Source organism: Pseudomonas sp. Pseusp15 (genome assembly GCF_059492165.1).
The window spans coordinates 6308177-6332363 of the sequence record NZ_CP168523.1 but is presented as its reverse complement, the minus strand read 5'-3'; the positions used below and the strand labels follow the sequence as shown (position 1 = coordinate 6332363).

Genomic DNA, 24187 nt, shown 5'->3' with positions numbered 1-24187 from the left:
CTTAATTCATCCAGCCCTTGACCCAATCCATCACCGATTCTGCAGGGCTTTCACCACCGCAAGCAGCACCGGGAGGCGGTTCACTGCCGCGAATATACGGCATCTGCACCGCACCTGGGCAGTTGGCTTCGGAACCTTGACCGGTGCGCGAATCGACCCAGGCCTGAACAATGTTGTCCGGTTGCGGCATATCCAGCGGCAGCGGATCGGCCTTGCGCATGAAACTGGTCCAGACCTGCAACGCGCCGGTGGCACCGGTGAACGGTGTCTTGCCATTATCATCGCGCCCCAGCCAGACCACGGCCAGCAGATCCTGACTGAAACCGGCGAACCAGCTGTCCCGCGAATCGTTACTGGTACCGGTCTTACCGGCCAGGGTCAGGGTTTTCGGCAACACGTTATAAACCGAACTACCGGTACCTTCGCGCATGACGCGCTGCATGGCGTTCTGGATCAGGTAAATGGACGCCGGATCAAATTGCTGCTGAATCTGGAACGGATAACGCTTGAGCGGCTCGCCCTCGGCAGTCAGTACGCTGCGAATCCCGCGCATCGGCGTATTGAACCCGCCATTGGCCAGCGTCTGGTACATCGTCGCCACTTCGATCGGGGTCATACCGCCGGCACCGAGCAACATCGACGGGAACGCCGGGAATTCGCGACTTACGCCCAGGCGTGCCAGGGTCTTCAAGACATTCGGCACGCCCACCGCCAACCCGAGACGCGCGGTCGACAGGTTGTAGGAATGCGCCAACCCTTGGTACAGGAACACCGTGCCGTGGGAACGGCGATCATAGTTCTGTGGTTTCCAGATCTGACCGTCCGCGCCTTTGACCGAGAAGTAGTCGTCCGATAGCCAACTGGTGAGCGTGTACTGGCTCGGCTTTTCAAGAGCGGTCAGATAAACCGCCGGCTTGATCAAAGAGCCGATCGGTCGCACCGCGTCCAACGCACGGTTAAAACCGGCAAAACTCGCCTGACGGCTGCCGATCATGGCCTGGACCTCACCGGTTTCCGGGTTAGTCACGACCATCGCCGCTTCCACGTCATCGGAACCCTTGCGCCCGGCCAGGCGCTTGAACGTGTCGTTGACCGAGGCTTCGGCTTTCATCTGCAGGATCGGGTCGAAACTGGTGAAGATTCGCAGCCCTTCTTCGGTCAAGTCTTCGTCGCGGTAGTCTTCGCGCAACTGACGTTTAACCAGATCAAGGAAGCCCGGGAACGAGCTGTCGGCCAACTTGCCGCGAGTGGTCACACCCAGTGGCATTTTCTTCGCCGCCTCAACCTGTTCGGCGCTGGCAACGCCTTGCTCCTTCAGAACATCGAGCACCAGATTGCGCCGCTCCAGAGCCCGCTCAGGGTTGCGGCGCGGGTTGTAATAGGACGGCCCCTTGACCATGCCCACCAACAAAGCGACTTGATGCAGTTTCAGCTCGGACAATGGCTGCCCGAAGAAAAACTGGCTGGCCAGGCCGAAGCCGTGCACCGCGCGCTGACCATCCTGGCCGACGAATACTTCATTGAGGTAAGCCTCAAGAATTTCGCTCTTGTCGTAATGCAGCTCAAGCAACATCGCCATCATGGCTTCGGTGAGCTTACGGGTCAGGCTGCGTTCACTGGTGAGGTAGAAGTTCTTGACCAACTGTTGCGTCAGCGTACTACCGCCCTGGGTCATCTTGCCGCCCGAGGTGTTGACATAGATAGCTCGGGCAATCGACTTCGGCGACACGCCCCAGTGGCTGTAGAAATCCCGGTCTTCTACAGCAACCAGGGTTTCGAGCAGATACGGCGGAACCTGATCGATCTTGATCAGGATGCGGTCTTCAAGGTTTTTCGGGTAAATCCCGCCGATCAGCAGCGGCTCCAGTCGCACCACGGAAAGCTTCGAACCGTTGGTCGCCGAGAGCTCGGCCACGTAATCGCCGGAGAACCGCACGCGCACGGGCTGCGCCTGCTCCATGCCTTCATAGAACTGGAAGCCTCGGGTGTTCAAGTCGACGGTATTGCCATTGACAGCCGCCGCGCCGGGGCCGTTGCTGACAGCTTCGCGTCGGTAGCCCAAGGCATCGAGTTCGGTGAGGAAGTCGTCCTTGCTGAGCTTTTGTCCGACGAACAGCTCGAGCGGGCGCGCGTACACCTTGGCCGGGATGGTCCAGCGCTTGCCGGAGAACTTCTCCTGGACCACGGCATCGAGGTAAACCGCGAACCCGGCGAGCACCACAAGGCCGACCAGGCTGAGTTTAAGGGTCCAGCCCAGCCAGGGGCGCATGCCCTTGGAAGGTGGTTTTTTAGGGGTGCGGGGGGATCGAGTTCGAGTCATGGCGGCGGATTATACGCACTTTATTCATCCTCAACAGGAGCCCTCTGAGGTTTGCGTCGGACGGACTTGCAGCCATAATGACGACCTTGAATTTTCCCCCAGACTCTGAAGGATCGCCTGTGAGCCAGTCCCTGATCGCTGCCCTGCAAAACCCGGCCCTCTACCCGCATCCCGTAGAAGGGTTCCAGGTCATCGAGACCCATATTTCCTGGGTGATACTCACCGGTCCCTATGCTTATAAAGTGAAGAAGCCGGTGAATTTCGGCTTCCTCGATTTCACCAGTCTCGAAGCTCGCAAGCATTTTTGCGGCGAAGAGCTGCGCCTGAACCAGCGCCTGACCCATGACTTGTATCTTGAAGTGCTACCGATCACCGGCAGCGCCGAGGCGCCACAACTGGGCGGCGATGGTCCGGTTGTCGATTACGCCCTGAAAATGCGTCAGTTCCCACAAAGCCAACTGCTCAGCACCCTGCAAGCCAACGGCGAATTGACCACCACGCACATCGACGCGATGGCCGCGCAGATCGCTCAATTCCACCTCAGTGCGCCGAAAGTGCCTGCCGAACACGAAGCCGGCACGCCGGACAGCGTCATGGCGCCGGTACGGCAGAACTTCGAACAGATCCTTCCGTTCCTCAGCGACAAGGCCGATCTGTTGCAACTCGAGGCACTGCAAGCCTGGGCCGAAAGCAGCTTCGAGCGCCTCAAGCCACTGTTCGCCCAGCGCAAGGCCGACGGCTTCATTCGTGAATGCCATGGTGACATTCACCTGGGCAACGCTACCGTGATCGACGGCAAAGTGGTGATCTTCGACTGCATCGAGTTCAACGAACCGTTCCGCTTCACCGACGTTTACGCCGACACCGGCTTCCTGGCAATGGACCTGGAAGACCGCGGCCTGAAGAGCCTGGCGCGCCGTTTCATCAGCCAATACCTGGAACTGACCGGCGACTACCAGGGTCTTGAGCTGCTGAACTTCTATAAAGCCTACCGCGCCCTGGTTCGCGCCAAGGTCAGCCTGTTCAGCATGCCGGCCGAGGCCGACCCGGTGCAGCGCGCTACCACTCTGCGTCAGTACCGCAACTACGCCAACCTGGCGGAAAGCTACAGCACCATTCCTTCGCGTTTCCTGGCGATCACCCACGGTGTTTCCGCCGTCGGCAAAAGCCATGTGGCCATGCGCCTGGTGGAAGCATTGGGTGCCATTCGCCTGCGTTCGGATGTCGAGCGCAAGCGCATGTTCGGCGAACAGACCGTACCGAACGACCCGCAGGCCGGCATCTATAGCGCCGACGCCAGCGTCGCCACCTATGCCCGCCTGCATGAGGTTGCCAATGTAATTCTGCGTGCCGGCTTCCCGGTGGTGATCGATGCCACTTATCTCAAGCGCGACCAACGCGACAGCGCGGCAAAAATCGCCGAGGCCACCGGCGCGCCGTTCCTGATCCTCGATTGCGACGCTCCACAAGCGGTGATCGAGAGCTGGTTGAAGCAACGCCAGGCGGACAACAACGATCCGTCCGACGCCAACCTGGCTGTTATCGCCGCCCAGCAAGCCAGCCGCGAGGCACTGACGCCAGCAGAAATCCTCTGCAGCAAGCGCGTCCAGACCAATGAAAGTGGCACCCTCGATACGGTCGTTGCGCAGATTCGCCAGCGCCTGCCTGGTCTGTAAGAAACTATTTCAACCGTGAAGCCCTCACCGGCTTCACGGCTGTCAAATAGTGGCACTATACTGGCGTCATAAAACCATCAGGTGATGTGACATGAGCCAGCCAAAACTTCTCGACACCCCGCTTTATGCCTTGCTGCACAAAGACGACATCACAAGCTTCAACAATGAACGCCCGAAAGATGGACCTATCGACATGGTCGGTGGTGACTTCCGCGGGCTCGATCTGCGTGAACTGAACGCCGACGGCATCGACTTCACCGATGCCTACTTTCGCTCTGCCGACTTGCGCGGCGTCGACTTTCGCAACTCATCCCTGGAAGGCGCGAGCCTGGCCCACGCGCAGATCTCCGGCGCCTACTTCCCGCCGGAGCTGAGTGCCGATGAGATCCTGATGTCGATGAATTTCGGTACACGCCTGCGTTATCGCACCCGCTAAAAGCGACGTCTCACCCAGTCCAGCGCCCCCGCCTTGCGCTGGACGTTGTACTTTTTTTGCTCGAAAACTCAATTTCCCACACGCCCTCGGACTACATGCTCCGCCTTTTCACGCCGCTTCTTGAGTTTTCCTCTTAGAAGCTTTTGCGTCGAAACCGACCAAACAATCACGCTTTTCCTACTGATGGCTACACTGCTGAGAGGCTCGCCCACGCACCATTCGGCTGTCGCAAGGAGGCTTGATGAATGATGAACTGCAACACCTGAAGAATCTTGGCAAGACGTCGGCGCAATGGCTGCATGCCGTGGGCATCCACAGTGCCTCGGACTTGCGTCGGCTGGGAGCTGTGGACGCTTATCGGGCCGTGCGCACACGCGGTTTTCGGGCGTCCAAGGTGTTGTTGTATGCGATTGAAGGCGCGTTGATGGATGTCCACTGGAACGACATTCCCGCCGAGCGCAAGGAAGCCTTGAACAAACAGCTGGATGCTATTTCGTCTCGCCACAAGAATTGAACGGATAATTTCACTCGAACGCACAGCCTGAAACCCAATGATTACGAGGCTTTCCAGCGAAGGAATGACGTGTTTCACGAATACGAGAAATCAGCGGTTGACTTGGTAATGAGAATCGCTATGATTATCACAACTGGTCGCGAGACTGGTCGATATTCTGAAAAGCCCTTGGTTCGGACTCTCAGATTATCTCCTCATCAGGCTAATCACGGTTATTTGACCCGGCTCTTGCCGGGTCTTTTTTTGCCTGTGGAAAACTCGCGTGATCTTATTGGCCTGACGGCTTGCCGAACTGCTTGCGCATTTGCGCGCAGTAATCCTGCGGTGGCGTGGTGGGCGTATACCAGACGTAATCGGCCATGGCCGACGTGACCTCAGCGCCCTGCTCCGCCAGCATCAATACCGTTGGTGCCTTGGGCTCCCCCAGGTCCAGCACATGGATCGGCACCCCGACATCCTTGCGGGCGTGGAACGCGCCGGTAAACAACAGTGAAGGCATCGGTGCCGCCCGTAATCGCTCGGCTATCCGCCGGTCACGCTGCTGCTGCACGGCCAGCATCGCGGGCATCTGTGATTCAGGCAGCAAGCCGCAGTGGGAATCGCTGATCTGTGCCAGCAACTCGTTCCTGACCGTCGGAGCGTTGGAACGCGCACCGCTCAATGTTGGCGGTTTGGCATAGACAGTACGGACTTCAGGCGTGTCCAGATTGGCCGCCAGTAACGGGTACGGCTGAGTCAGGGCAAAACGAACGATCGGCCCGTAAAGATTCCAGTCCCATCCCGGCTGCCAGGCCAATGCCCCGGACAAATCGGTCGGCAGCGGTGAGGTATGCCGAACGTCATCGACGCGCTGTTGCTGAGCCGGCGTCAACATTTCCAGCAGCAGACTGCCTTGAGGCCGTCGCTCACCCAGTGCCTGCAATAACCACAATTGCAGTTGATGGTGATCACGATTGTCATGCTGCTCGCCGACGATCAACCGCGAAGGTTCCGCCAACCGTGCAAGCAGTTCTTGCGCGGTCAGGGTCTGACCGCTGCGCAAATCCCGGATTTCGCCGCTGACCGGCGGCACCGCTACATGCTGGCAAGCACTCAGTAACAGCGCGGCCAGAAAAACCATCACGCGTGTTTTCATCCCTAAAACACCTCAGCGGGCGATGATCAGCGGATGCCCACGCTCCGGGTGCGGTTGCACCAATACTTCCAGCCCGAACACTGCCTTGAGCGGTTCCGGGCGCAATACCTGTTCCGGCGTGTCCAGCATCACAGGACACCCACCTTCAAGCAGTAACAGGCGATCACAATAACGCGCCGCCAGATTCAAATCATGCAGGATCACCAGCACCGCCGCACCGCGATCGGCGAATTCACGCACCGCTTGCAGAGTGGTGTGCTGATGCAGCGGGTCGAGCATCGACGTCGGCTCATCGAGCAACAACGTCTGCCCCGCCTCGCCCGGCCAAAGCTGCGTCAACACCCGCGCCAAATGCACCCGCTGACGTTCGCCACCAGACAACGCCAGGTAACTGTGACCACTCAAGTACCCCGCATCGGCCGCCTGCAGCGCGGCGGCGACAATCTCGTCATCCCGGACCCGACCGCTTTGATAAGGCAGGCGGCCCATGCCGACCACTTCTTCGACGCGAAAGGCAAAGTCCAGGGTCGACACTTGCGGCAACACTGCCAAACGCTGGGCTCGCTGCGCTCCGCTCCAATGACTCAACTCACGCTCATCGAGCCAGACGCTGCCATGGTCCGCCGGCAATTCTCCGCACAGGGCGCCGAGCAACGTGCTTTTGCCGGCGCCATTAGGCCCCAACACGCCGAGCACTTCGCCCGGTTTAAGCTCAAGGGTGATGTCCGTCAGGACAACTTTTCGACCGCGACGGATTTGCAGGTTCTGCGCTCGCAACATCAGGCACGCCCTCTGAGCAATAAATACAGAAAGAACGGCGCGCCGATGAGGGCCGTGACAATCCCGATCGGCAACTCAGCCGGCGCCAGCGCCAGCCGCGCCACCAGATCAGCAAACAACAGGAGACTGGCCCCCGCCAACACCGACGCCGGCAACAACACCCGATGATCGGGGCCGACCAGCAGCCGCACCAGATGCGGCACCACCAGGCCGACAAACCCGATCATCCCCGCCGCAGCTACCGCCGCGCCGACACCCAACGCCGTGCAGAACACCAATTCGCGCTTGAGTCCTTCGACGTCGATACCCAGGTGGCCGGCCTCCGACTCCCCCAGCAATAATGCGTTCAAGGCCTTGGCCCGACGCGGCAACCACAGTGCCACACCGGTACTCACCAGCAATAATGGCCAGAGTCGCGCATAACTGGCGCCGTTAAGGCTGCCCAGGTTCCAGAACGTCAGGGTGCGCAGGGTCGCGTCATCCGCCAGATAAGTGAAGAGCCCGACCGCCGAACCAGCCAGGGCAGTCAATGCAATCCCGGCCAGCAGCATGGTCGCGACGTTGGTCTGGCCATTGCGTCGCCCCAGTCGATAGACCAGCGCCGTCACCCCCAACCCGCCGAGAAACGCGCACACCGACAACAGATATGGCCCGAAGGATTCAGGCAGTCCACCGAATACCGAGCCGCCGACAATCGCGATAGCCGCGCCCAATGCCGCGCCGCTCGACACCCCTATCAGGCCCGGATCGGCCAGAGGATTGCGAAACAACCCCTGCATTGCCACACCAGACAGCGCCAGAACCCCGCCCACCGCCAAACCGAGCAAGGTTCGCGGCAGGCGGATTTGCCCGAGGATCAGTTCGGCCTGCTCCAACCCGTCGGCGGCAATCGGCAGGCCGACCAAGCGCAGCGCCGCACGCAAGGTGTCGAACAACGGCAAACTCACCGGCCCCAACGCCAGCGACAACCAGATCGCCAGCAAACACAACAGGCTTAAGCCAATGAACAACGCACGAGGTTTAATCAGAAGGGTCATTGGCCAGTCGTACCGGGATCGAACAGGTGCATAAACAGCCTCCTTCAAAGGTTTCCCGGGCATAGTTATGACAGGCCAAGTATTCTCGGCATCCGGTAATCGCCCTGCGGGCGAGCCGTCATTTGATAATTGCTTGCATTTGAACGTCAAGCTCGGACATACCGGGTCACGAGCCGCAGGACTTGAGGATAGACATGAAGCTTCTTTGCACAGGCGCCGAATTGGCTGACGCCAGCAGTCGCGGTTTCGACGTCAACGGCCAGAAGCTCCTGGCCGTACGCCGGGGCGGTCGGGTGTATGTGTATGAAAATCGCTGCCCGCACCGGGGCGTCGGGCTGGAATGGCAGCCCGACCAGTTTCTCGACCCCAGCAACAGCTTGATCCAGTGCGCGACCCACGGCGCACTGTTTCTGATCGAGGACGGTGAATGCGTCGCCGGCCCCTGCACCGGACAATCCCTGACCAGCATCCCCTGCCACGAAGATGAGCAAGGAATCTGGGTCACGCTCTAACCGTTCAACAGCACATCCAGTCGCCGATCGACCACCATCTCTTCGTGAGTCAAGCGCACGCCATACGCCAGCACTTCGACTCCACACGCCACCGCCTCACGCAACGCAGCTGCGTAGGCCGAATCGATTTCTTCGGCAGGACGCACCGCGTCGATCCCTGTCAGGTTCACGCAATACAACTGCACTGCCCGAATCCCGTCCCTGGCCAAATGCGCCAGTTCGCGCAAATGCTTGGCCCCACGCTGGGTCACCGCGTCAGGAAATGCCGCCACCGCCGAGCCATCAAAGCCCAGGGTGACGCTTTTGACTTCCACATAAGCCGGCCCGCCCGGGTAATCGAGACGAAAATCGATGCGGCTATTTTCCTGACCATAGGCCACTTCGCGCTTCAGTTCGGTAAAGCCGTTCAACTCGGTGATGACGCCGGCCTGCAACGCCTCCTCGATCAAGCCGTTGGCGCGCCCGGTGTTCACGCAGAACAGCCGCCCCTGTGGGGTTTCGCCAACTTCCCAAGTGCCGGGCAACTTGCGCTTGGGGTCAGTGGAGCGGCTGAACCAGACTTGCCCGCCCTCGACCTGGCAATTAAGCATCGAGCCGGTGTTCGGGCAGTGAATGGTCAGCAACTCGCCGCCAACGGTTTCGATATCGGCAAGAAAACGCTTGTAACGACGAATCAAGCGCCCCTCTTCAAGGGGAGGATGAAAACGCATCAGCCTTGCCAGCTCTTCAAACCGCGGGCGATCCGCTCGACTGCTTCTTGCAAGCGCGGAAGGCTTTGGGTGTACGCAAACCGCACATGATGCCCGGCCTGATGACGACCGAAGTCCAGGCCCGGAGTAATTGCAACATGCTCGGTTTCGAGGAAGTGCCGGCAGAACGCGAAGGCATCGCCGCCGAACTTGCTGATATCGGCGTACAAATAGAACGCGCCTTCCGGCTCTACGGCGATACCGAAACCCAATTCCCGCAGGGCTGGCAGGAGGAAGTCGCGACGTCGACCGAACTCGGCGCGGCGCTCCTCGAAAATGCTGATGGTGGCGGGCTCGAAGCAGGCCAATGCCGCGTGCTGGGCCATGCTCGGTGCGCTGATGTAGAGGTTCTGGGCGAGCTTCTCCAGTTCACCGACCGCTGCTTCAGGTGCGACCAGCCAACCAAGGCGCCAGCCGGTCATGCCGAAATACTTGGAAAAGCTATTGAGGACGAACGCGCTGTCATCGACTTCCAGCACGCTGGCCGCGTCCGTGCCGTAAGTCAGGCCGTGGTAAATCTCGTCGACCACCAAATGACCGTGGCGAGCCTTGATCGCCGCAGACAGCCCGGCCAGCTCATCACGGGTCAGGATGGTCCCGGTGGGGTTGGCCGGCGATGCGACCAGGGCACCGACGCTGTCGTGATCCCAGTGACGCGCGACCAGGTCCGGGGTCAGTTGATAACGCACGTCCGGGCCGACCGGCACCAGTTGCGCCGCACCTTCCACCAGGCGCAGGAAGTGCCGGTTGCACGGGTAACCCGGGTCGGCCAGCAGCCAGTGCTTGCCTGGGTCCACCAGCAAGGCACTGGCCAACAGCAATGCGCCTGAACCGCCAGGCGTGATCAGGATGCGTTGCGGATCGATGTTCAGCCCGTAACGCTGCTGATAAAAACCCGAAATGGCCTCACGCAGCTCAGGAATGCCGCGAGCGGCGGTGTAACGGGTCTTCCCCGCCGTCAGCGCGGCCTGGCCGGCCTGGATGATCGGTTCGGCGGTGGTGAAGTCCGGCTCGCCGATTTCCAGGTGAATCACGTCGTGGCCAGCCGCTTGCAGCTCGTTGGCCCGCGCCAGCAGGGCCATAACGTGGAACGGTTCGATAGCGCGACTGCGCGCACTGTAGGACAGAGCCATTAGCCTTCCTTACAACGGGGAAAAGAATTGATTCTACCCAAGCGCAGGAACGAGCGAGAGCCTAAAGCGGTCAGAGCCATGTAATGCTGGTCTCAATCGATTCAAGCGTATGTCTCAGGTTTGGCTAAAATCAATAATTGATCAGGTCTCCCTAGCCACCAGACGAAGCTTTGCAATCTTTTGCAAGCACCACGGGCCGCGGGCTCGACATCCGGGAGTAGCGCGGTCCGATTTGATCTGGTAAGTTCGCCCGCTTGCAGCCGCAGGGCCGGCAGGTGTCGGTGATGGAGCAATCCTGCGCAATGGATTACAAGAGTAGAGGCGGTCCATTTCATGCCCACCCAAGCAAAGCAGCAAAATCAGTCGATCAGCGGCTTCGAACCCTACAAAGAAGTGAAGGGCGAAGAGTACATGGGTAAACCCATGCGTGCTCACTTCACCAAGATCCTGAACAAGTGGAAACAGGACTTGATGCAGGAAGTCGACCGTACCGTTGATCACATGAAAGACGAAGCGGCCAACTTCCCTGACCCGGCAGACCGTGCCAGCCAGGAAGAGGAATTCAGCCTCGAATTGCGCGCCCGCGACCGTGAGCGCAAGCTGATCAAGAAAATCGACAAGACCCTGCAACTGATCGAAGACGAAGAATACGGTTGGTGCGAGTCCTGCGGCGTCGAAATCGGCGTCAAGCGACTGGAAGCCCGTCCTACCGCCGACATGTGCGTTGACTGCAAGACCCTGGCGGAAATCAAGGAAAAGCAAGTCGGCAAGTAATCTCGACTTGAACGAAAGACGGAGCGTGCGAACGCTCCGTTTTTGTTTCTGATATTTGCTGATATTTGCTGCGACTTCGAAATCGCCTTCGTCGGATCGCCGCCCGGAACAATCTTCGCTCCTACAAAGGCTGGCGCAATCTCCTGTAGGAGCTGAGCTTGCTCGTGAAGGCGGCTTCAAGCCGTGCTCAATACGATTGGACAGCCTGACATCACCCTTATGACCGCCATCGCCTCTTCCGCCTACATCGGGCGCTTCGCCCCCACGCCCAGCGGGCATCTGCACTTCGGCTCACTGGTTGCAGCGCTGGCCTCGTACCTCGACGCCCGTTCGGTCGGCGGGCGCTGGCTGGTGCGCATGGAGGATCTAGATCCGCCACGCGAGGAGCCCGGCGCTCAGGCGGCGATTCTCAAGGCGCTGGAAAGCTACGGTTTCGAGTGGGATGGCGAGATGGTCCGACAGAGTGACCGGCACGCGGCCTACGCTGAAGTCCTCAATCGCCTGTTCAGCCAGGGCCTGGCCTACGCATGCACCTGCTCGCGCAAGCAACTGGAGCCGTATCACGGCATCTATCCCGGGTTCTGCCGCAACGCTGGGCACGGCACTGAAAATGCGGCAATCCGCGTGCGTGTACCGGAGCTGGAATACCACTTCATCGACCGGGTGCAGGGCGAATTCCGTCAACACCTGGGCCGCGAGGTGGGTGACTTCGTGATTCGTCGCCGTGACGGGCTCTACGCCTATCAATTGGCGGTGGTGCTGGACGATGCCTGGCAAGGCATCACTGATATCGTGCGCGGCGCCGACCTGCTTGACTCCACGCCACGCCAGCTCTATCTGCAAGAACTGCTCGGCCTGCCGCAACCACGCTACCTGCACATCCCGTTGATTACCCAGCCGGACGGCCACAAACTCGGAAAGTCCTATCGCTCGCCGCCACTCACCGAAGATCAGGCCACGCCGCTGTTGCTGCGCGCATTGCGGGCGCTGGGGCACACTCCCGTTATCGAACTCAATGACGCCACGCCACGGGAAGTGCTGAATTGGGGCATTGCCCACTGGGATGCGTCGCTGATCCCGCGCACACTGACGTTGCCTGAAGCGCAACTGCAGTGATGCCACTTGCAGTGGCGCACCCATCCGTTACCATCGCCGCACGTTTTCGGGCACGCGCATAAAAGAGAGAGGCCGGGATGTACATCTATCGCTTGGTCCTGCTCCTGGTAGTGGGGATTTATCTGTTCTCCCCGGCCATCATGGATTGGTGGATCGACGCCACTGGCGCCTGGTATCGCCCTTATTTGCTCTGGCTGATTCTGATCGTCGTGACCTTCATCCTGCAGAGCCAAAAAGATGCCGATGAGCTTTAGCCTGACCCAGATGATCCTGATCAGCGCCGCGTACCTGGCGGTGCTGTTCGGTGTGGCCTGGATCAGTGAACGGGGCATGATCCCCCGGGCGATCATTCGCCACCCGCTGACCTACACCCTGTCGCTGGGCGTTTATGCCAGTGCCTGGGCGTTTTACGGCACGGTGGGCCTGGCTTATCAGTACGGCTACGGTTTTCTGTCCAGCTACCTCGGGGTTTCCGGGGCGTTTCTGCTGGCGCCGGTGCTTTTGTACCCGATCCTGAAAATCACCCGCACTTACCAACTCTCATCGCTGGCCGACCTGTTCGCGTTCCGTTTCCGCAGCACCTGGGCCGGTGCGCTGACGACGATTTTCATGCTGGTCGGCGTGCTGCCGTTGCTGGCGTTGCAGATTCAGGCGGTGGCCGACTCCATCGGCATCCTCACCCGCGAGCCGGTGCAACATCGCGTGGCCCTGAGTTTCTGCGCGCTGATTACGCTGTTCACGATTTTCTTCGGCTCGCGCCACATCGCCACCCGTGAGAAACATGAAGGCCTGGTGTTCGCAATCGCCTTCGAGTCGGTGATCAAGCTGATCGCGATTGGTGGCGTCGGCCTGTATGCGCTGTATGGCGTGTTCGACGGCCCGCAACAGCTGGAACTGTGGCTGCTGCAAAACCAGACCGCCCTCGCCGCCCTGCACACGCCACTGCAGGAAGGCCCATGGCGCACGCTGCTGCTGGTGTTCTTCGCCTCGGCGATCGTCATGCCGCACATGTACCACATGACCTTTACCGAAAACCTCAACCCGCGTTCGCTGGTCAGCGCGAGCTGGGGCTTGCCGCTGTTCCTGCTGCTGATGAGCCTGGCAGTGCCGTTGATTCTCTGGGCCGGGTTGAAACTCGGTGCCACCACCAATCCGGAATATTTCACCCTGGGCATCGGCATCGCCGCCAATAGCAAAGCCCTGGCACTGTTGGCGTATGTCGGTGGATTGTCGGCAGCCAGCGGGCTGATCATCGTTACTACGCTGGCGCTGTCCGGGATGGCACTGAACCACTTGGTGCTGCCGCTCTATCAGCCGCCGGCCGAGGGCAATATCTACCGCTGGCTGAAATGGACCCGCCGGGCACTGATCGTCGCGATCATCATGGCCGGCTACGGTTTCTACCTGATGCTGGGCGCGGAACAGGACCTGGCCAACCTCGGCATCGTCGCCTTCGTCGCCACGTTGCAGTTCCTGCCGGGCGTGTTGTCGGTGCTGTACTGGCCGACCGCCAACCGTCGCGGCTTCATCGCCGGCCTCCTGGCGGGGATTCTGGTGTGGCTGGTGACCATGCTGTTGCCACTGGTCGGCAATCTGCAAGGCTTCTACATTCCGTTGCTGAACATGATTTACGTGCTGGACGACACCAGCTGGCACATGGCGGCGATTGCCTCGCTGGCCGCCAACGTGCTGATGTTCACTCTGATCTCACTGTTCACCAACGCCAGCCCCGAAGAGGCCAGCGCCGCCGAAGCCTGCGCGGTGGACAATGTTCGCCGCCCGCAACGCCGCGAACTGCATGCCGCCTCGCCTCAGGAATTCGCCACGCAACTGGCCAAACCGCTGGGCGCCAAGGCGGCGCAGAAAGAAGTCGAACAAGCGCTGCGTGACCTTTATCTGCCGTTCGACGAACGCCGGCCTTACGCCTTGCGTCGTTTGCGTGACCGTATCGAAGCCAACCTCTCCGGTTTGATGGGCCCGAGCGTGGCGCAGGACATGGTCGAAACCTTCCTGCCCTATAAGGCCGGCGGCGAAAACTACGTCACCGAAGACATCCACTTCATCGAAAGTCGCCTCGAGGATTACCACTCGCGCCTCACCGGCCTTGCCGCCGAACTCGATGCCCTGCGTCGCTACCACCGCCAAACCCTGCAGGAATTGCCGATGGGCGTGTGCTCGCTGGCCAAGGATCAGGAAATCCTCATGTGGAACAAAGCCATGGAGGAGCTGACCGGGATTGCCGCGCAGCGTGTGGTCGGTTCGCGCCTGAGCACCATTGCCGATCCATGGAAAGAGCTGCTGCAAGGTTTCATCAATCTGCCGGACGAACACTTGCACAAGCAGCACCTGGCCCTCGATGGCCAGACCCGCTGGCTGAACCTGCACAAAGCGGCGATCGACGAACCGCTGGCACCGGGTAACAGCGGCCTGGTGCTGCTGGTGGAAGACCTGACCGAAACCCAGATGCTCGAAGACAAACTGGTGCACTCCGAGCGCCTGGCCAGCATTGGCCGACTGGCGGCCGGCGTGGCCCATGAAATCGGCAACCCGATCACCGGCATTGCCTGTCTCGCGCAGAACCTGCGCGAAGAACGTGAAGAAGACGCCGAACTCACGGAAATCAGCGGGCAGATCCTCGAGCAGACCAAACGCGTGTCACGCATCGTTCAGTCGCTGATGAGCTTCGCCCACGCGGGCGCTCATCAGCACAGCGACGAGCCCGTTTGTCTGGCGGAAGTGGCCCAGGATGCCATCGGCCTGCTGGCCTTGAACCGGCGCAATTTCGAAGTACAGTTCTACAACCTGTGCGACCCCGATCACTGGGTCGAAGGCGACCCGCAGCGGCTCGCCCAGGTATTGATCAATCTGCTCTCAAACGCCCGTGACGCCTCGCCTCCGGGCAGTGCAGTGCGCGTCAAGAGCGAAGCCGGCGAACACACGGTCGATCTGATCGTCGAAGACGAAGGCAGCGGTATTCCCTCGAGCATCATGGACCGACTGTTCGAACCCTTCTTCACCACCAAGGATCCTGGCGAAGGCACCGGTCTGGGCCTTGCACTGGTCTATTCCATCGTTGAAGAGCATTATGGACAAATCACCATCGACAGCCCGGCTGATGTTCAAAGCCAACGCGGCACCCGTATCCGGGTGACCTTACCGCGTCATGTCGAAGCGACGTCCGCTGTGAACTGAGACCGTCGAGAGTATCGAATCAATGCCGCACATTTTGATCGTCGAAGACGAAACAATTATCCGCTCCGCCTTGCGCCGTCTGCTGGAACGTAACCAGTACCAGGTCAGCGAAGCCGGATCCGTGCAGGAAGCACAAGAGCGTTTCAGCATTCCCACGTTTGACCTGATCGTCAGTGACCTGCGCCTGCCGGGCGCGCCGGGTACCGAGTTGATCAAACTCGGCCTGGGCACTCCGGTGCTGATCATGACCAGTTACGCCAGCCTGCGTTCGGCCGTCGACTCCATGAAAATGGGCGCGGTGGACTACATCGCCAAGCCTTTCGATCACGACGAGATGCTCCAGGCCGTCGCGCGAATCCTGCGTGACCGGCAATCGGCGCAAGCCAGCGGTGAGCCGGTTGTCGGCAAAGCGTCCAATGGCGCCGCAGCAAAAAGTGGTGTCGACAACAGCAACGGCGAAATCGGCATCATCGGCTCTTGCCCGCCGATGCAGGACCTGTACAGCAAAATCCGTAAAGTCGCGCCGACCGATTCCAATGTCCTGATCCAGGGCGAGTCCGGTACCGGTAAAGAACTGGTAGCACGTGCCCTGCACAACCTGTCCAAACGCGCCAAGGCGCCGATGATTTCGGTGAACTGCGCAGCCATCCCGGAAAGCCTGATCGAATCCGAACTGTTCGGCCACGAGAAAGGCGCGTTTACCGGCGCCAGCGCCGGGCGTGCCGGGTTGGTGGAAGCGGCTGACGGCGGCACCTTGTTCCTCGATGAAATCGGTGAACTGCCACTGGAAGCCCAGGCCCGCCTGTTACGCGTATTGCAGGAAGGTGAAATCCGCCGGGTTGGCTCGGTCCAGTCGCAGAAGGTCGATGTACGCCTGATCGCCGCGACCCACCGGGACCTCAAGAGCCTGGCGAAGATCGGCCAGTTCCGTGAAGACTTGTATTACCGCCTCCACGTGATCGCCCTGAAACTGCCGGCCCTGCGCGAGCGCGGTGCGGACGTCAATGAAATTGCCAATGCCTTCCTGGCGCGGCAGAGCGCGCGGGTCAACCGCACCGATCTGAAATTCGCCCTGGATGCCGAGCAAGCAATTCGGCATTACTCCTGGCCGGGTAACGTTCGCGAACTGGAAAACGCGGTCGAGCGCGCGGTGATTCTGTGCGAGAGCCCGGAGATTTCCGCCGAGCTGCTGGGCATCGACATCGAACTCAGCGATCTGGAAGACGACGATTTCATCGGCCTCGCGCCCCAGCAGGGCAACAGCGCCGGTAACACCAGCCACGAACCGACCGAAGATCTGTCCCTGGAAGACTACTTCCAGCACTTCGTGCTCGAGCATCAGGATCACATGACCGAAACCGAACTGGCCCGCAAGCTCGGGGTCAGTCGCAAATGCTTGTGGGAACGCCGTCAGCGCCTGGGCATCCCGCGGCGCAAAACCGGGGTGGCCAGCGAGAGCTGAACCGCGCCTGTCAGATGCGCGGGTAACACGTGACATTGTGGAAAAACTGTTACCTCAGCTTTTTCACGTAACAGAAGCCGGGGCTTACGGTAACGAAGCCCCGGTTTTTTTTGGCCTCGAAAAACACCATTAGCCCGCCTAACCCCTTGTTTTACTGGGCCTCACAAAAGTTGGCACGCACCCTGCTATATGTTCAGTACAAGAACAATAACAAGTAATGCACAAGACAATAAAAATAAGACGAATCGACTCACGCACAATAAAAACAAGACGGCGAGAGGCGTAGCTAACTGATTCTTTTGGAGAGGCGTTGCATTTGGGGCTTGCCCCGCAACCAGGCCGAGAATAATAAAAAACTGTCCCTAGGCAGTGCCTGAACTGGTTGGATCACACGATCATAGCAACACAGCGACCAAAGCAATCCGTTTGCTCTTGGCTCCCGATTGGGAGGGTCATGAAGGAAAACTTCATGGCGAGGGCGCTCAACAAAAACAAGAAGCCCGAAACCAATAATAAAAATAGAGCACGCAACTACTTCTGGGGGAGCTTCGGCTCCCCTTGTGGTTTCTGGCGTTTGGCATTCTCTGCCTTGTAGCAGCTGCCGAGCAGTGCGAGGCTGCGTTCGACTGCGCAGCAGTCGCTAATACGGGCAACCGGTTCCTACTGACACACCGCAATTTCTGGTTTTACGACGGCTTCGCCGCCGAACGCAGGCTCGGCAGCTGCTACAAAACCGCCCCTCAAGACATCTCCCTTCAAGCGCTTGCGCAGCTTCCTACACCATCCCCCGACTAAATGCTAGAATCCCGGCCCATCATGCGGTCATTCTTCGTTATGGCCGAACATTCCTTCAAACAGTGCATCCCATGCTGAAGAAGCTGTTCCAGTCATTCCGTTCTCCCCTGCGTCGTACGCAACACATCCGCAGCACGCCTGAAGTGCTCAATAGCGGCCAACATTCGCTGCAAAAGGCGCAATTCAGCCGTTACGCGGTCAACATCGTCGAACGCTTGCAGAACGCCGGTTACCAGGCTTACCTGGTCGGCGGCTGTGTGCGTGACATGCTGCTCGGCATCACGCCGAAAGATTTCGACGTCGCCACCAGTGCCACCCCTGAACAGGTACGGGCCGAATTCCGCAACGCGCGGATCATCGGTCGTCGCTTCAAACTGGTGCATATCCACTTTGGCCGCGAAATCATCGAAGTCGCGACCTTCCGCGCCAATCACCCGCAAAACGACGAGGACGAAGACAGCAACCAGTCTTCCCGCAACGAAAGCGGGCGCATCCTGCGCGATAACGTCTACGGCACCCTGGAAGAAGACGCGCAACGCCGCGACTTCACCATCAACGCCTTGTATTACGATCCGGTCAGCGAGCGCATTCTCGACTACGCCAATGGCGTACACGACATCCGCAATCACCTGATCCGCCTGATCGGCGATCCGAAGCAGCGCTACCAGGAAGACCCGGTGCGGATGCTGCGGGCCGTGCGTTTCGCCGCCAAGCTGAATTTCGGTATCGAGAAGCACAGCGCCCTGCCGATCCGCGATCTGGCACCGATGCTGCGCGAGATTCCATCGGCCCGTCTGTTCGAAGAAGTGCTCAAGCTGTTCCTCTCCGGCCACGCTGCGGACACCTTCGAGATGCTGGTCGACCTGCAGTTGTTCGATCCGCTGTTCCCGGCCAGTGCCGAGGCGCTGGAATACAACCCGACGTACACCCACACGCTGATCAGTGAAGCACTGATCAACACGGACTTGCGGATCAAGCAGAACAAACCGGTCACCCCGGCGTTCCTGTTCGCCGCCCTGCTCTGGCCTGCCCTGCCGGCCCGCGTGCTGCGCTTGCAAGAACGTGGCATGCCGCCGATTCCGGCGATGCAGGAAGCAGCGCACGAGTTGATTGCCGAACAGTGCCAGCGTATTGCGATTCCGAAACGCTTCACCATGCCGATCCGCGAGATCTGGGACATGCAGGAGCGTCTGCCGCGCCGCAGCGGCAAGCGGGCCGACCTGTTGCTGGACAACCCGCGGTTCCGTGCCGGTTACGACTTCCTGCTGCTGCGCGAAAGCGCTGGCGAACAGACCGATGGCCTGGGCGAATGGTGGACCGACTATCAGGACGCCAACGACAGCGAACGTCGGGACATGATCCGCGAACTCAGCGGCAAGGACGACGGCAGCGGTGCTCCGCGCAAACGTCGCCGCAGTGGCGGCGCCAAACGCAAACGCGCTGCCGGCGCTTCGAGCACGACAGGCGAATAAGCCATGGAACGCATCTACATCGGCATGGGCAGCAATCTGGCTGACCCTGCCGAACAGTTGCGCAGCGCTGTCGAGGCCTTGGCACGCTTGCCGCAGACCGAACTGGTCGGTGTTTCCGGGTTTTATCAAAGCGACTCGCTGCTGCCCGGCCAACCGCGTTATACCAACGCGGTCGCCGCTCTCGACAGCCGCCTCGCGCCGCTGGAGCTGCTCGATGCCCTGCAAGCCATCGAGAATGGACAAGGCCGCCAGCGCCTTGAACGCTGGGGCCCGCGCACGCTGGATCTGGACATCGTGTTGTTCGGCGATCGACTGATCGACGAACCGCGCCTCAAAGTCCCTCACTATCACCTGCAGGAACGAGCCTTTGTGCTCTATCCGCTGGCCGAACTGGCACCAGCGGACTTGCGCCTGGCTGATGGCCGCACCCTCGCAGATTTACTCGCCGCCTGCCCGTTCGTCGGCCTGGAACGCCTCCCGGCAGCCTGAGTTGCCGCTTTTGACGATACAAGCCCATCGCAAATCTGCTGAATCGCATCAGTAACGTCGGTAACACCCCCCACGTAACAATGCGGTAACACATGCAATTGACTTCCCGGGTTCTCCTCACGACTATAGGCGTCCCGCTGCCGCCAACGCAGCGCTAAAGGGCGCAGTCCAGGCCTTACAAGCACCACGAAAGAGGGTGCGCCTGTATAAATGACGAATCACGCGCGTTACTCGCAGTAGTTTTCATAGCGCCTGTAATGAGGATTTTTTTCATGCCAGCCATCACCCTGACCACGCTCCAGAGCCTCAAGCAGACAGGTGAAAAGATCACCATGCTGACCTGCTATGACGCGACCTTCGCCCACGCCTGCAATGAGGCCGGGGTTGAAGTGCTGCTGGTGGGCGACTCCCTCGGCATGGTCTTGCAAGGTCACGACAGCACCCTGCCGGTGACCACTGCTGAAATGGCCTACCACGTGGCAGCCGTCAAACGCGGCAACACCGATGCCCTGATCCTCGCCGACCTGCCCTTCATGGCCTACGCCACCATTGAACAAACCATGACCAACAGCGCCCTGTTGATGCAGGCCGGTGCGCACATGGTCAAGGTTGAAGGGGCATTGTGGCTCGCGGACTCGATCCGTCTGCTGGCCGAACGCGGCATCCCGGTGTGCGCGCACATGGGGCTGACACCGCAATCGGTCAACATCCTCGGCGGCTATAAAGTCCAGGGCCGCAACGAAAACCAGGCGCGGCAGATGCGTGCCGACGCAATTTCCCTGGAACAGGCCGGCGCGGCCATGCTGCTGCTCGAATGCGTGCCGAGCGAATTGGCCGAAGAAATCAGCCAGGCGGTGAAGATCCCGGTGATTGGCATCGGCGCCGGCAGTGGCACCGACGGTCAGGTACTGGTTCTGCACGACATGCTGGGCTTGTCCATGACCGGCCGCGTGCCAAAGTTCGTGAAGAACTTCATGACCGACCAAACCAGCATTCAAGCAGCCTTGAGCGCTTACGTCACTGAAGTCAAAGCGGCGACTTTCCCTGGCATCGAACACGGATTCTCTGCATGAACACCGTAAAAACCGTACGCGAACTGCGGGCCGCGGTGGCCCGCGCCCGTAGCGAAGGCAAGCGCATCGGCTTTGTGCCGACCATGGGCAACCTGCACAGCGGGCATATCGCGCTGATTACCAAAGCCACCCAACGGGTGGATTTCGTGGTCGCGAGCATTTTCGTCAACCCGCTGCAATTCGGCGCCGGCGAAGACCTCGACAAATACCCGCGGACCCTGGCCGCCGATCAGGAGAAACTGCTCCAGGCCGGTTGCCATCTGCTGTTTGCCCCAACCGTCGAAGAAATGTACCCCGACGGCATGGCCGGCCAGACCCGCGTCAGCGTTCCACAACTGTCTGAAGGCCTGTGCGGCGCCAGCCGTCCGGGGCATTTCGAAGGGGTGGCGACGGTAGTCAGCAAACTGTTCAACATGGTCCAGCCGGACCTGGCGATCTTTGGCCAGAAAGACTTCCAGCAACTGGCGGTGATTCGCGCCCTGGTGCACGACCTGAACATGCCGATCCAGATCATCGGCGAACCGACCGTACGGGCCACCGACGGTCTGGCGTTGTCGTCACGCAATGGTTTCCTCAGCGAAGAACAGCGGGCCATCGCACCAGAGGTCTATCGCACCCTGACCCGGATCAGCGACGCGATCAAACAGGGCGAGCGCGATTACCCGACGCTGATCAACGAGCAGATCAAGCAACTGGAAGCCGCTGGCCTGCGTCCGGATTACCTGGAAATTCGCCATGCGCTGACCTTGCGTCCGGCGACAGCGCAAGATCGGGATCTGGTGATTCTGGTGGCGGCGTTCCTCGGCACGACGCGGTTGATCGACAACCTGCATCTGAACCTCGACACACCCGCATAAACACTGCAAAACCCTGTGGGAGCGAACCTGTGGCGAGGGGGCTTGCCCCCGTTTGAGTGCATAGCACTCACAAGATCTTTGGTACATCAGAGATTTTGGGGCTGCTTCGCAGCCCAACGGGGCGGTGCGGCGTTCCGACAAGCCCCCTCGCCACAGGCCCGCTCCCACATTAGATCTGCGTCGTTTCCAGACTGTATTGCCGCCCACAAAGCCTTCGGGCAAACTGCCCCCCGTTCGATTCCGACCCGGGGAAACACTCATGCACGCCATCATGCTCAAGGCCAAGCTGCATCGCGCCGAAGTCACCCATGCTGTACTCGATTACGAAGGCTCTTGCGCCATCGACGGCGAATGGCTGGACCTGTCCGGCATCCGTGAGTACGAACAGATCCAGATCTACAACATCGACAACGGCGAACGCTTCACCACCTACGCGATTCGTGGCGAAGAAGGTTCGCGCATGATCTCGGTCAACGGTGCCGCGGCCCACAAGGCCAAGGTCGGCGACCGCGTGATCATCTGCGCTTACGCCCACTACAGCGAAGCCGAACTGCTCAACTTCAAGCCGCGCATGCTCTACATGGCGCCGGGCAACGAACTGAGCCACACCAGCAATGCCATTCCGGTTCAGGTCGCCTGACCGGACCGCCCCCCCTGCCAGCTTTCCGTTTGTCGGACCGCTCCTGGTTAAATGTTAAAAAAGTACCGGGAGCAGGTCAGACAAAGTCAAGACAGATTGCAGCGCGAGGTTTACTGTATTCGCCCTGCGCCAGAAATCGTGTCGACGCAGTTGACCGGACGCCCACCCACAGCGCTCCGGGATTTTTAGTGTTCAAAAGGCCGTTCAAGTAAAAGGAAAACCGCAGCGATGGCGTATTACCGCACTCCTCACGACGTTACCGCTCTGCCCGCTTGGCAAGCGCTGAATGACCACCGCCAAGCCATGCAGGATTTCAGCATGCGCGAAGCCTTTAATGCCGATCCGCAGCGTTTTAATCAATTCACCCTCAGCAGCTGCGGCCTGTTTCTCGACTACTCGAAGAACCTGATCAACGCCGAGACCCGCAATCTGCTGGTGGGCCTGGCCAACGAAGTCGACCTCAAGGGCGCGATCAAAGCGCTGTTCTCGGGCGAAATCGTCAACGCTTCCGAAGGACGCCCGGCCCTGCACACCGCACTGCGCCGTCCGGTGGGCGACAAGCTGTCGGTCAACGGCGTCAACGTGATGCCCGACGTGCACAAAGTGCTGAACCAGATCACCGATCTCGTGGGCCGTATCCACGACGGTCTGTGGCGCGGTTACACCGAGAAGCCGATCACCGACGTTGTGAACATTGGCATCGGTGGCTCGTTCCTCGGCCCCGAGCTGGTGTCCGAAGCGCTGCTGTCCTACGCCCAGAAAGGCGTGCGTTGCCATTACCTGGCGAACATCGACGGCAGTGAATTCCACGAACTGACCATGAAGCTGCGCGCCGAGACCACGCTGTTCATCGTCTCGTCGAAATCCTTCAACACCCTCGAAACCCTGAAAAACGCCCAGGCCGCCCGCGCCTGGTACCTGGCTCAGGGCGGTTCGGAAGCCGAGCTGTACCGTCACTTCATCGCCGTCTCCAGCAACAACGCGGCGGCCGTGGCATTCGGTATTCGTGAAGAGAACATCTTCCCGATGTGGGACTGGGTCGGCGGCCGTTACTCGCTGTGGTCGGCCATCGGTTTGCCAATTGCCCTGGCCATCGGCATGTCGAACTTCAAGGAACTGCTGTCCGGTGCATACACCATGGACCAGCATTTCCAGAGCGCGCCATTCGAACAGAACATGCCGGTACTGCTGGCGTTGCTCGGCGTCTGGTACGGCAACTTCTGGGGCGCGCAGAGCCACGCGATCCTGCCGTACGACCACTACCTGCGCAACATCACCAAGCACTTGCAACAGCTGGACATGGAATCCAACGGCAAGAGCGTGCGCCAGGACGGCACGCCAGTGTCCACCGATACCGGCCCGGTAATCTGGGGCGGCGTTGGCTGCAACGGTCAGCATGCTTACCACCAGTTGCTGCACCAGGGCACCCAACTGATCCCGGCCGACTTCATCGTGCCGATCGTCAGTTTCAACCCGGTGTCCGACCACCACCAGTGGCTGTACGCCAACTGCCTGTCGCAAAGCCAGGCATTGATGCTCGGCAAGACCCGCACCGAGGCTGAAGCCGAACTGCGTGACAAGGGTATGGCCGAGGATGAAGTGCAAAAACTGGCCGCACACAAGGTGATCCCGGGCAACCGTCCGAGCAACACCCTGGTGCTCGAACGCATCAGCCCGCGGCGTCTTGGCGCACTGGTAGCGTTGTACGAACACAAAGTCTTCGTGCAAAGCGTGGTCTGGGGCATCAATGCCTTCGACCAGTGGGGTGTGGAGTTGGGTAAAGAGCTGGGCAAAGGCGTCTACAACCGCCTGGTCGGCAGCGAAGAAACCCCGGCCGACGATGCTTCCACCCAAGGCCTGATCAACTACTTCCGCGGTCGTCACCGCGGGTGATAGGCTGAAGGGGCGGTTTACCCGCCCCTTCAACTTGCAGCACCGACAGTTCCACGGCACCGGGTTTACTGCAAAATCGGTGGCGTGCGCTATCACTGTAGGAGCGGCCGAAGGCTGCGATCTTTTGATCCT

General features: G+C 60.1%; 21 protein-coding genes. 15 read left to right on the top strand and 6 right to left on the bottom strand.

Annotation, left to right across the window (positions count from 1 at the left end; genetic code table 11):
* Nucleotide 1: 1 nt before the first annotated feature.
* Nucleotides 2–2320 carry a penicillin-binding protein 1B gene (gene mrcB / locus ACEN8R_RS28705; protein ID WP_495624513.1) on the bottom strand — a complete coding sequence of 773 codons (2319 nt, stop codon included), beginning with the start codon at nt 2318–2320 and terminating at the stop codon, nt 2–4.
* Nucleotides 2321–2439: 119 nt separating this feature from the next.
* On the opposite strand from mrcB, the gene ACEN8R_RS28700 reads away from it, so the two are divergent.
* The 3 genes from ACEN8R_RS28700 to ACEN8R_RS28690 all read left to right on the top strand — a co-directional run bounded on the left by ACEN8R_RS28700 (nt 2440) and on the right by ACEN8R_RS28690 (nt 4946).
* Nucleotides 2440–3996 carry a bifunctional aminoglycoside phosphotransferase/ATP-binding protein gene (locus ACEN8R_RS28700; protein WP_064620349.1) on the top strand — a complete coding sequence of 519 codons (1557 nt, stop codon included), beginning with the start codon at nt 2440–2442 and terminating at the stop codon, nt 3994–3996.
* A gap of 91 nt (nt 3997–4087) precedes the next feature.
* Nucleotides 4088–4432, top strand: coding sequence for a pentapeptide repeat-containing protein (locus tag ACEN8R_RS28695; protein WP_018930211.1), 345 nt, complete (start codon nt 4088–4090; stop codon nt 4430–4432).
* A 241-nt stretch (nt 4433–4673) separates the two neighbouring features.
* Complete coding sequence (locus ACEN8R_RS28690; protein WP_009050884.1) at nt 4674–4946, top strand: TfoX/Sxy family protein; 273 nt, start codon at nt 4674–4676, stop codon at nt 4944–4946.
* Nucleotides 4947–5214: 268 nt separating this feature from the next.
* Here the strand turns inward: ACEN8R_RS28690 and ACEN8R_RS28685 are convergent, their stop codons facing one another.
* Genes ACEN8R_RS28685 through ACEN8R_RS28675 form a run of 3 tightly spaced genes read right to left on the bottom strand, consistent with a single transcriptional unit; the run spans nt 5215 to nt 7844 of the window.
* Nucleotides 5215–6081 (bottom strand): ChaN family lipoprotein, encoded by an 867-nt coding sequence (locus ACEN8R_RS28685; protein ID WP_064620352.1) that lies wholly within the window; start codon nt 6079–6081, stop codon nt 5215–5217.
* 12 nt (nt 6082–6093) lie between these two features.
* Nucleotides 6094–6861: a heme ABC transporter ATP-binding protein gene (locus tag ACEN8R_RS28680; RefSeq protein WP_495624512.1), complete on the bottom strand. Its 768-nt coding sequence runs from the start codon at nt 6859–6861 to the stop codon at nt 6094–6096.
* Nucleotides 6861–7844, bottom strand: coding sequence for a FecCD family ABC transporter permease (locus ACEN8R_RS28675; RefSeq protein WP_167331204.1), 984 nt, complete (start codon nt 7842–7844; stop codon nt 6861–6863). The genes ACEN8R_RS28680 and ACEN8R_RS28675 overlap by 1 nt, the downstream gene beginning before the upstream one ends.
* A gap of 248 nt (nt 7845–8092) precedes the next feature.
* Here ACEN8R_RS28675 and ACEN8R_RS28670 point away from each other — a divergent pair, with 248 nt between their 5' ends.
* The gene (locus ACEN8R_RS28670; RefSeq protein WP_018930207.1) at nt 8093–8410 is read left to right on the top strand and encodes a Rieske (2Fe-2S) protein; all 318 of its coding nucleotides are present in this window, start codon (nt 8093–8095) and stop codon (nt 8408–8410) included.
* Here the strand turns inward: ACEN8R_RS28670 and sfsA are convergent.
* Nucleotides 8407–9120, bottom strand: a complete 714-nt coding sequence (gene sfsA / locus ACEN8R_RS28665; protein ID WP_018930206.1) for a DNA/RNA nuclease SfsA — start codon at nt 9118–9120, stop codon at nt 8407–8409. The two genes, ACEN8R_RS28670 and sfsA, sit on opposite strands and share 4 nt — an antisense overlap.
* A complete protein-coding gene (locus tag ACEN8R_RS28660; protein WP_018930205.1) occupies nt 9120–10292 on the bottom strand; it encodes a pyridoxal phosphate-dependent aminotransferase in 1173 nt (390 codons plus the stop codon). The genes sfsA and ACEN8R_RS28660 overlap by 1 nt, the downstream gene beginning before the upstream one ends.
* Nucleotides 10293–10625: 333 nt before the next feature.
* On the opposite strand from ACEN8R_RS28660, the gene dksA reads away from it, so the two are divergent.
* From dksA to pgi, 11 genes are all read left to right on the top strand, one after another.
* Nucleotides 10626–11066, top strand: a complete 441-nt coding sequence (gene dksA / locus ACEN8R_RS28655; RefSeq protein WP_007902025.1) for an RNA polymerase-binding protein DksA — start codon at nt 10626–10628, stop codon at nt 11064–11066.
* A gap of 219 nt (nt 11067–11285) precedes the next feature.
* The gene (gene gluQRS, locus ACEN8R_RS28650; RefSeq protein ID WP_018930204.1) at nt 11286–12182 is read left to right on the top strand and encodes a tRNA glutamyl-Q(34) synthetase GluQRS; all 897 of its coding nucleotides are present in this window, start codon (nt 11286–11288) and stop codon (nt 12180–12182) included.
* A 77-nt stretch (nt 12183–12259) separates the two neighbouring features.
* On the top strand, nt 12260–12436 hold the full coding sequence (locus tag ACEN8R_RS28645) for a hypothetical protein (RefSeq protein WP_003176118.1): 177 nt from the start codon (nt 12260–12262) through the stop codon (nt 12434–12436).
* Complete coding sequence (locus tag ACEN8R_RS28640; protein ID WP_026286733.1) at nt 12420–15374, top strand: sensor histidine kinase; 2955 nt, start codon at nt 12420–12422, stop codon at nt 15372–15374. Before ACEN8R_RS28645 ends, ACEN8R_RS28640 begins: the two co-directional genes overlap by 17 nt.
* A 22-nt stretch (nt 15375–15396) precedes the next feature.
* Nucleotides 15397–16836, top strand: a complete 1440-nt coding sequence (locus ACEN8R_RS28635; protein WP_018930202.1) for a sigma-54-dependent transcriptional regulator — start codon at nt 15397–15399, stop codon at nt 16834–16836.
* Between the two features lie 866 nt (nt 16837–17702).
* Nucleotides 17703–19103 carry a polynucleotide adenylyltransferase PcnB gene (locus ACEN8R_RS28630; protein WP_018930200.1) on the top strand — a complete coding sequence of 467 codons (1401 nt, stop codon included), beginning with the start codon at nt 17703–17705 and terminating at the stop codon, nt 19101–19103.
* Nucleotides 19104–19106: 3 nt separating this feature from the next.
* The gene (folK, locus tag ACEN8R_RS28625) at nt 19107–19592 is read left to right on the top strand and encodes a 2-amino-4-hydroxy-6-hydroxymethyldihydropteridine diphosphokinase (protein WP_018930199.1); all 486 of its coding nucleotides are present in this window, start codon (nt 19107–19109) and stop codon (nt 19590–19592) included.
* Nucleotides 19593–19864: 272 nt separating this feature from the next.
* The gene (panB, locus tag ACEN8R_RS28620; RefSeq protein ID WP_018930198.1) at nt 19865–20665 is read left to right on the top strand and encodes a 3-methyl-2-oxobutanoate hydroxymethyltransferase; all 801 of its coding nucleotides are present in this window, start codon (nt 19865–19867) and stop codon (nt 20663–20665) included.
* Nucleotides 20662–21522: a pantoate--beta-alanine ligase gene (panC, locus tag ACEN8R_RS28615; protein WP_018930197.1), complete on the top strand. Its 861-nt coding sequence runs from the start codon at nt 20662–20664 to the stop codon at nt 21520–21522. The genes panB and panC overlap by 4 nt, the downstream gene beginning before the upstream one ends.
* A 259-nt stretch (nt 21523–21781) precedes the next feature.
* A complete protein-coding gene (panD, locus tag ACEN8R_RS28610) occupies nt 21782–22162 on the top strand; it encodes an aspartate 1-decarboxylase (RefSeq protein WP_008153310.1) in 381 nt (126 codons plus the stop codon).
* Between the two features lie 228 nt (nt 22163–22390).
* Nucleotides 22391–24055 carry a glucose-6-phosphate isomerase gene (gene pgi / locus ACEN8R_RS28605; protein WP_018930196.1) on the top strand — a complete coding sequence of 555 codons (1665 nt, stop codon included), beginning with the start codon at nt 22391–22393 and terminating at the stop codon, nt 24053–24055.
* Nucleotides 24056–24187: the final 132 nt, after the last annotated feature.

Bases quoted from the DNA above. Each gene is read 5' to 3' on its own strand.
- mrcB (WP_495624513.1), bottom strand. From the start codon at position 2,320: ATGACTCGAACTCGATCCCCCCGCACCCCTAAAAAACCACCTTCCAAG.
- ACEN8R_RS28695 (WP_018930211.1), top strand. From the start codon at position 4,088: ATGAGCCAGCCAAAACTTCTCGACACCCCGCTTTATGCCTTGCTGCAC.
- ACEN8R_RS28690 (WP_009050884.1), top strand. From the start codon at position 4,674: ATGAATGATGAACTGCAACACCTGAAGAATCTTGGCAAGACGTCGGCG.
- ACEN8R_RS28685 (WP_064620352.1), bottom strand. From the start codon at position 6,081: ATGAAAACACGCGTGATGGTTTTTCTGGCCGCGCTGTTACTGAGTGCT.
- ACEN8R_RS28680 (WP_495624512.1), bottom strand. From the start codon at position 6,861: ATGTTGCGAGCGCAGAACCTGCAAATCCGTCGCGGTCGAAAAGTTGTC.
- ACEN8R_RS28670 (WP_018930207.1), top strand. From the start codon at position 8,093: ATGAAGCTTCTTTGCACAGGCGCCGAATTGGCTGACGCCAGCAGTCGC.
- sfsA (WP_018930206.1), bottom strand. From the start codon at position 9,120: ATGCGTTTTCATCCTCCCCTTGAAGAGGGGCGCTTGATTCGTCGTTAC.
- ACEN8R_RS28660 (WP_018930205.1), bottom strand. From the start codon at position 10,292: ATGGCTCTGTCCTACAGTGCGCGCAGTCGCGCTATCGAACCGTTCCAC.
- dksA (WP_007902025.1), top strand. From the start codon at position 10,626: ATGCCCACCCAAGCAAAGCAGCAAAATCAGTCGATCAGCGGCTTCGAA.
- gluQRS (WP_018930204.1), top strand. From the start codon at position 11,286: ATGACCGCCATCGCCTCTTCCGCCTACATCGGGCGCTTCGCCCCCACG.
- ACEN8R_RS28645 (WP_003176118.1), top strand. From the start codon at position 12,260: ATGTACATCTATCGCTTGGTCCTGCTCCTGGTAGTGGGGATTTATCTG.
- ACEN8R_RS28640 (WP_026286733.1), top strand. From the start codon at position 12,420: ATGCCGATGAGCTTTAGCCTGACCCAGATGATCCTGATCAGCGCCGCG.
- ACEN8R_RS28635 (WP_018930202.1), top strand. From the start codon at position 15,397: ATGCCGCACATTTTGATCGTCGAAGACGAAACAATTATCCGCTCCGCC.
- ACEN8R_RS28630 (WP_018930200.1), top strand. From the start codon at position 17,703: ATGCTGAAGAAGCTGTTCCAGTCATTCCGTTCTCCCCTGCGTCGTACG.
- folK (WP_018930199.1), top strand. From the start codon at position 19,107: ATGGAACGCATCTACATCGGCATGGGCAGCAATCTGGCTGACCCTGCC.
- panB (WP_018930198.1), top strand. From the start codon at position 19,865: ATGCCAGCCATCACCCTGACCACGCTCCAGAGCCTCAAGCAGACAGGT.
- panC (WP_018930197.1), top strand. From the start codon at position 20,662: ATGAACACCGTAAAAACCGTACGCGAACTGCGGGCCGCGGTGGCCCGC.
- panD (WP_008153310.1), top strand. From the start codon at position 21,782: ATGCACGCCATCATGCTCAAGGCCAAGCTGCATCGCGCCGAAGTCACC.
- pgi (WP_018930196.1), top strand. From the start codon at position 22,391: ATGGCGTATTACCGCACTCCTCACGACGTTACCGCTCTGCCCGCTTGG.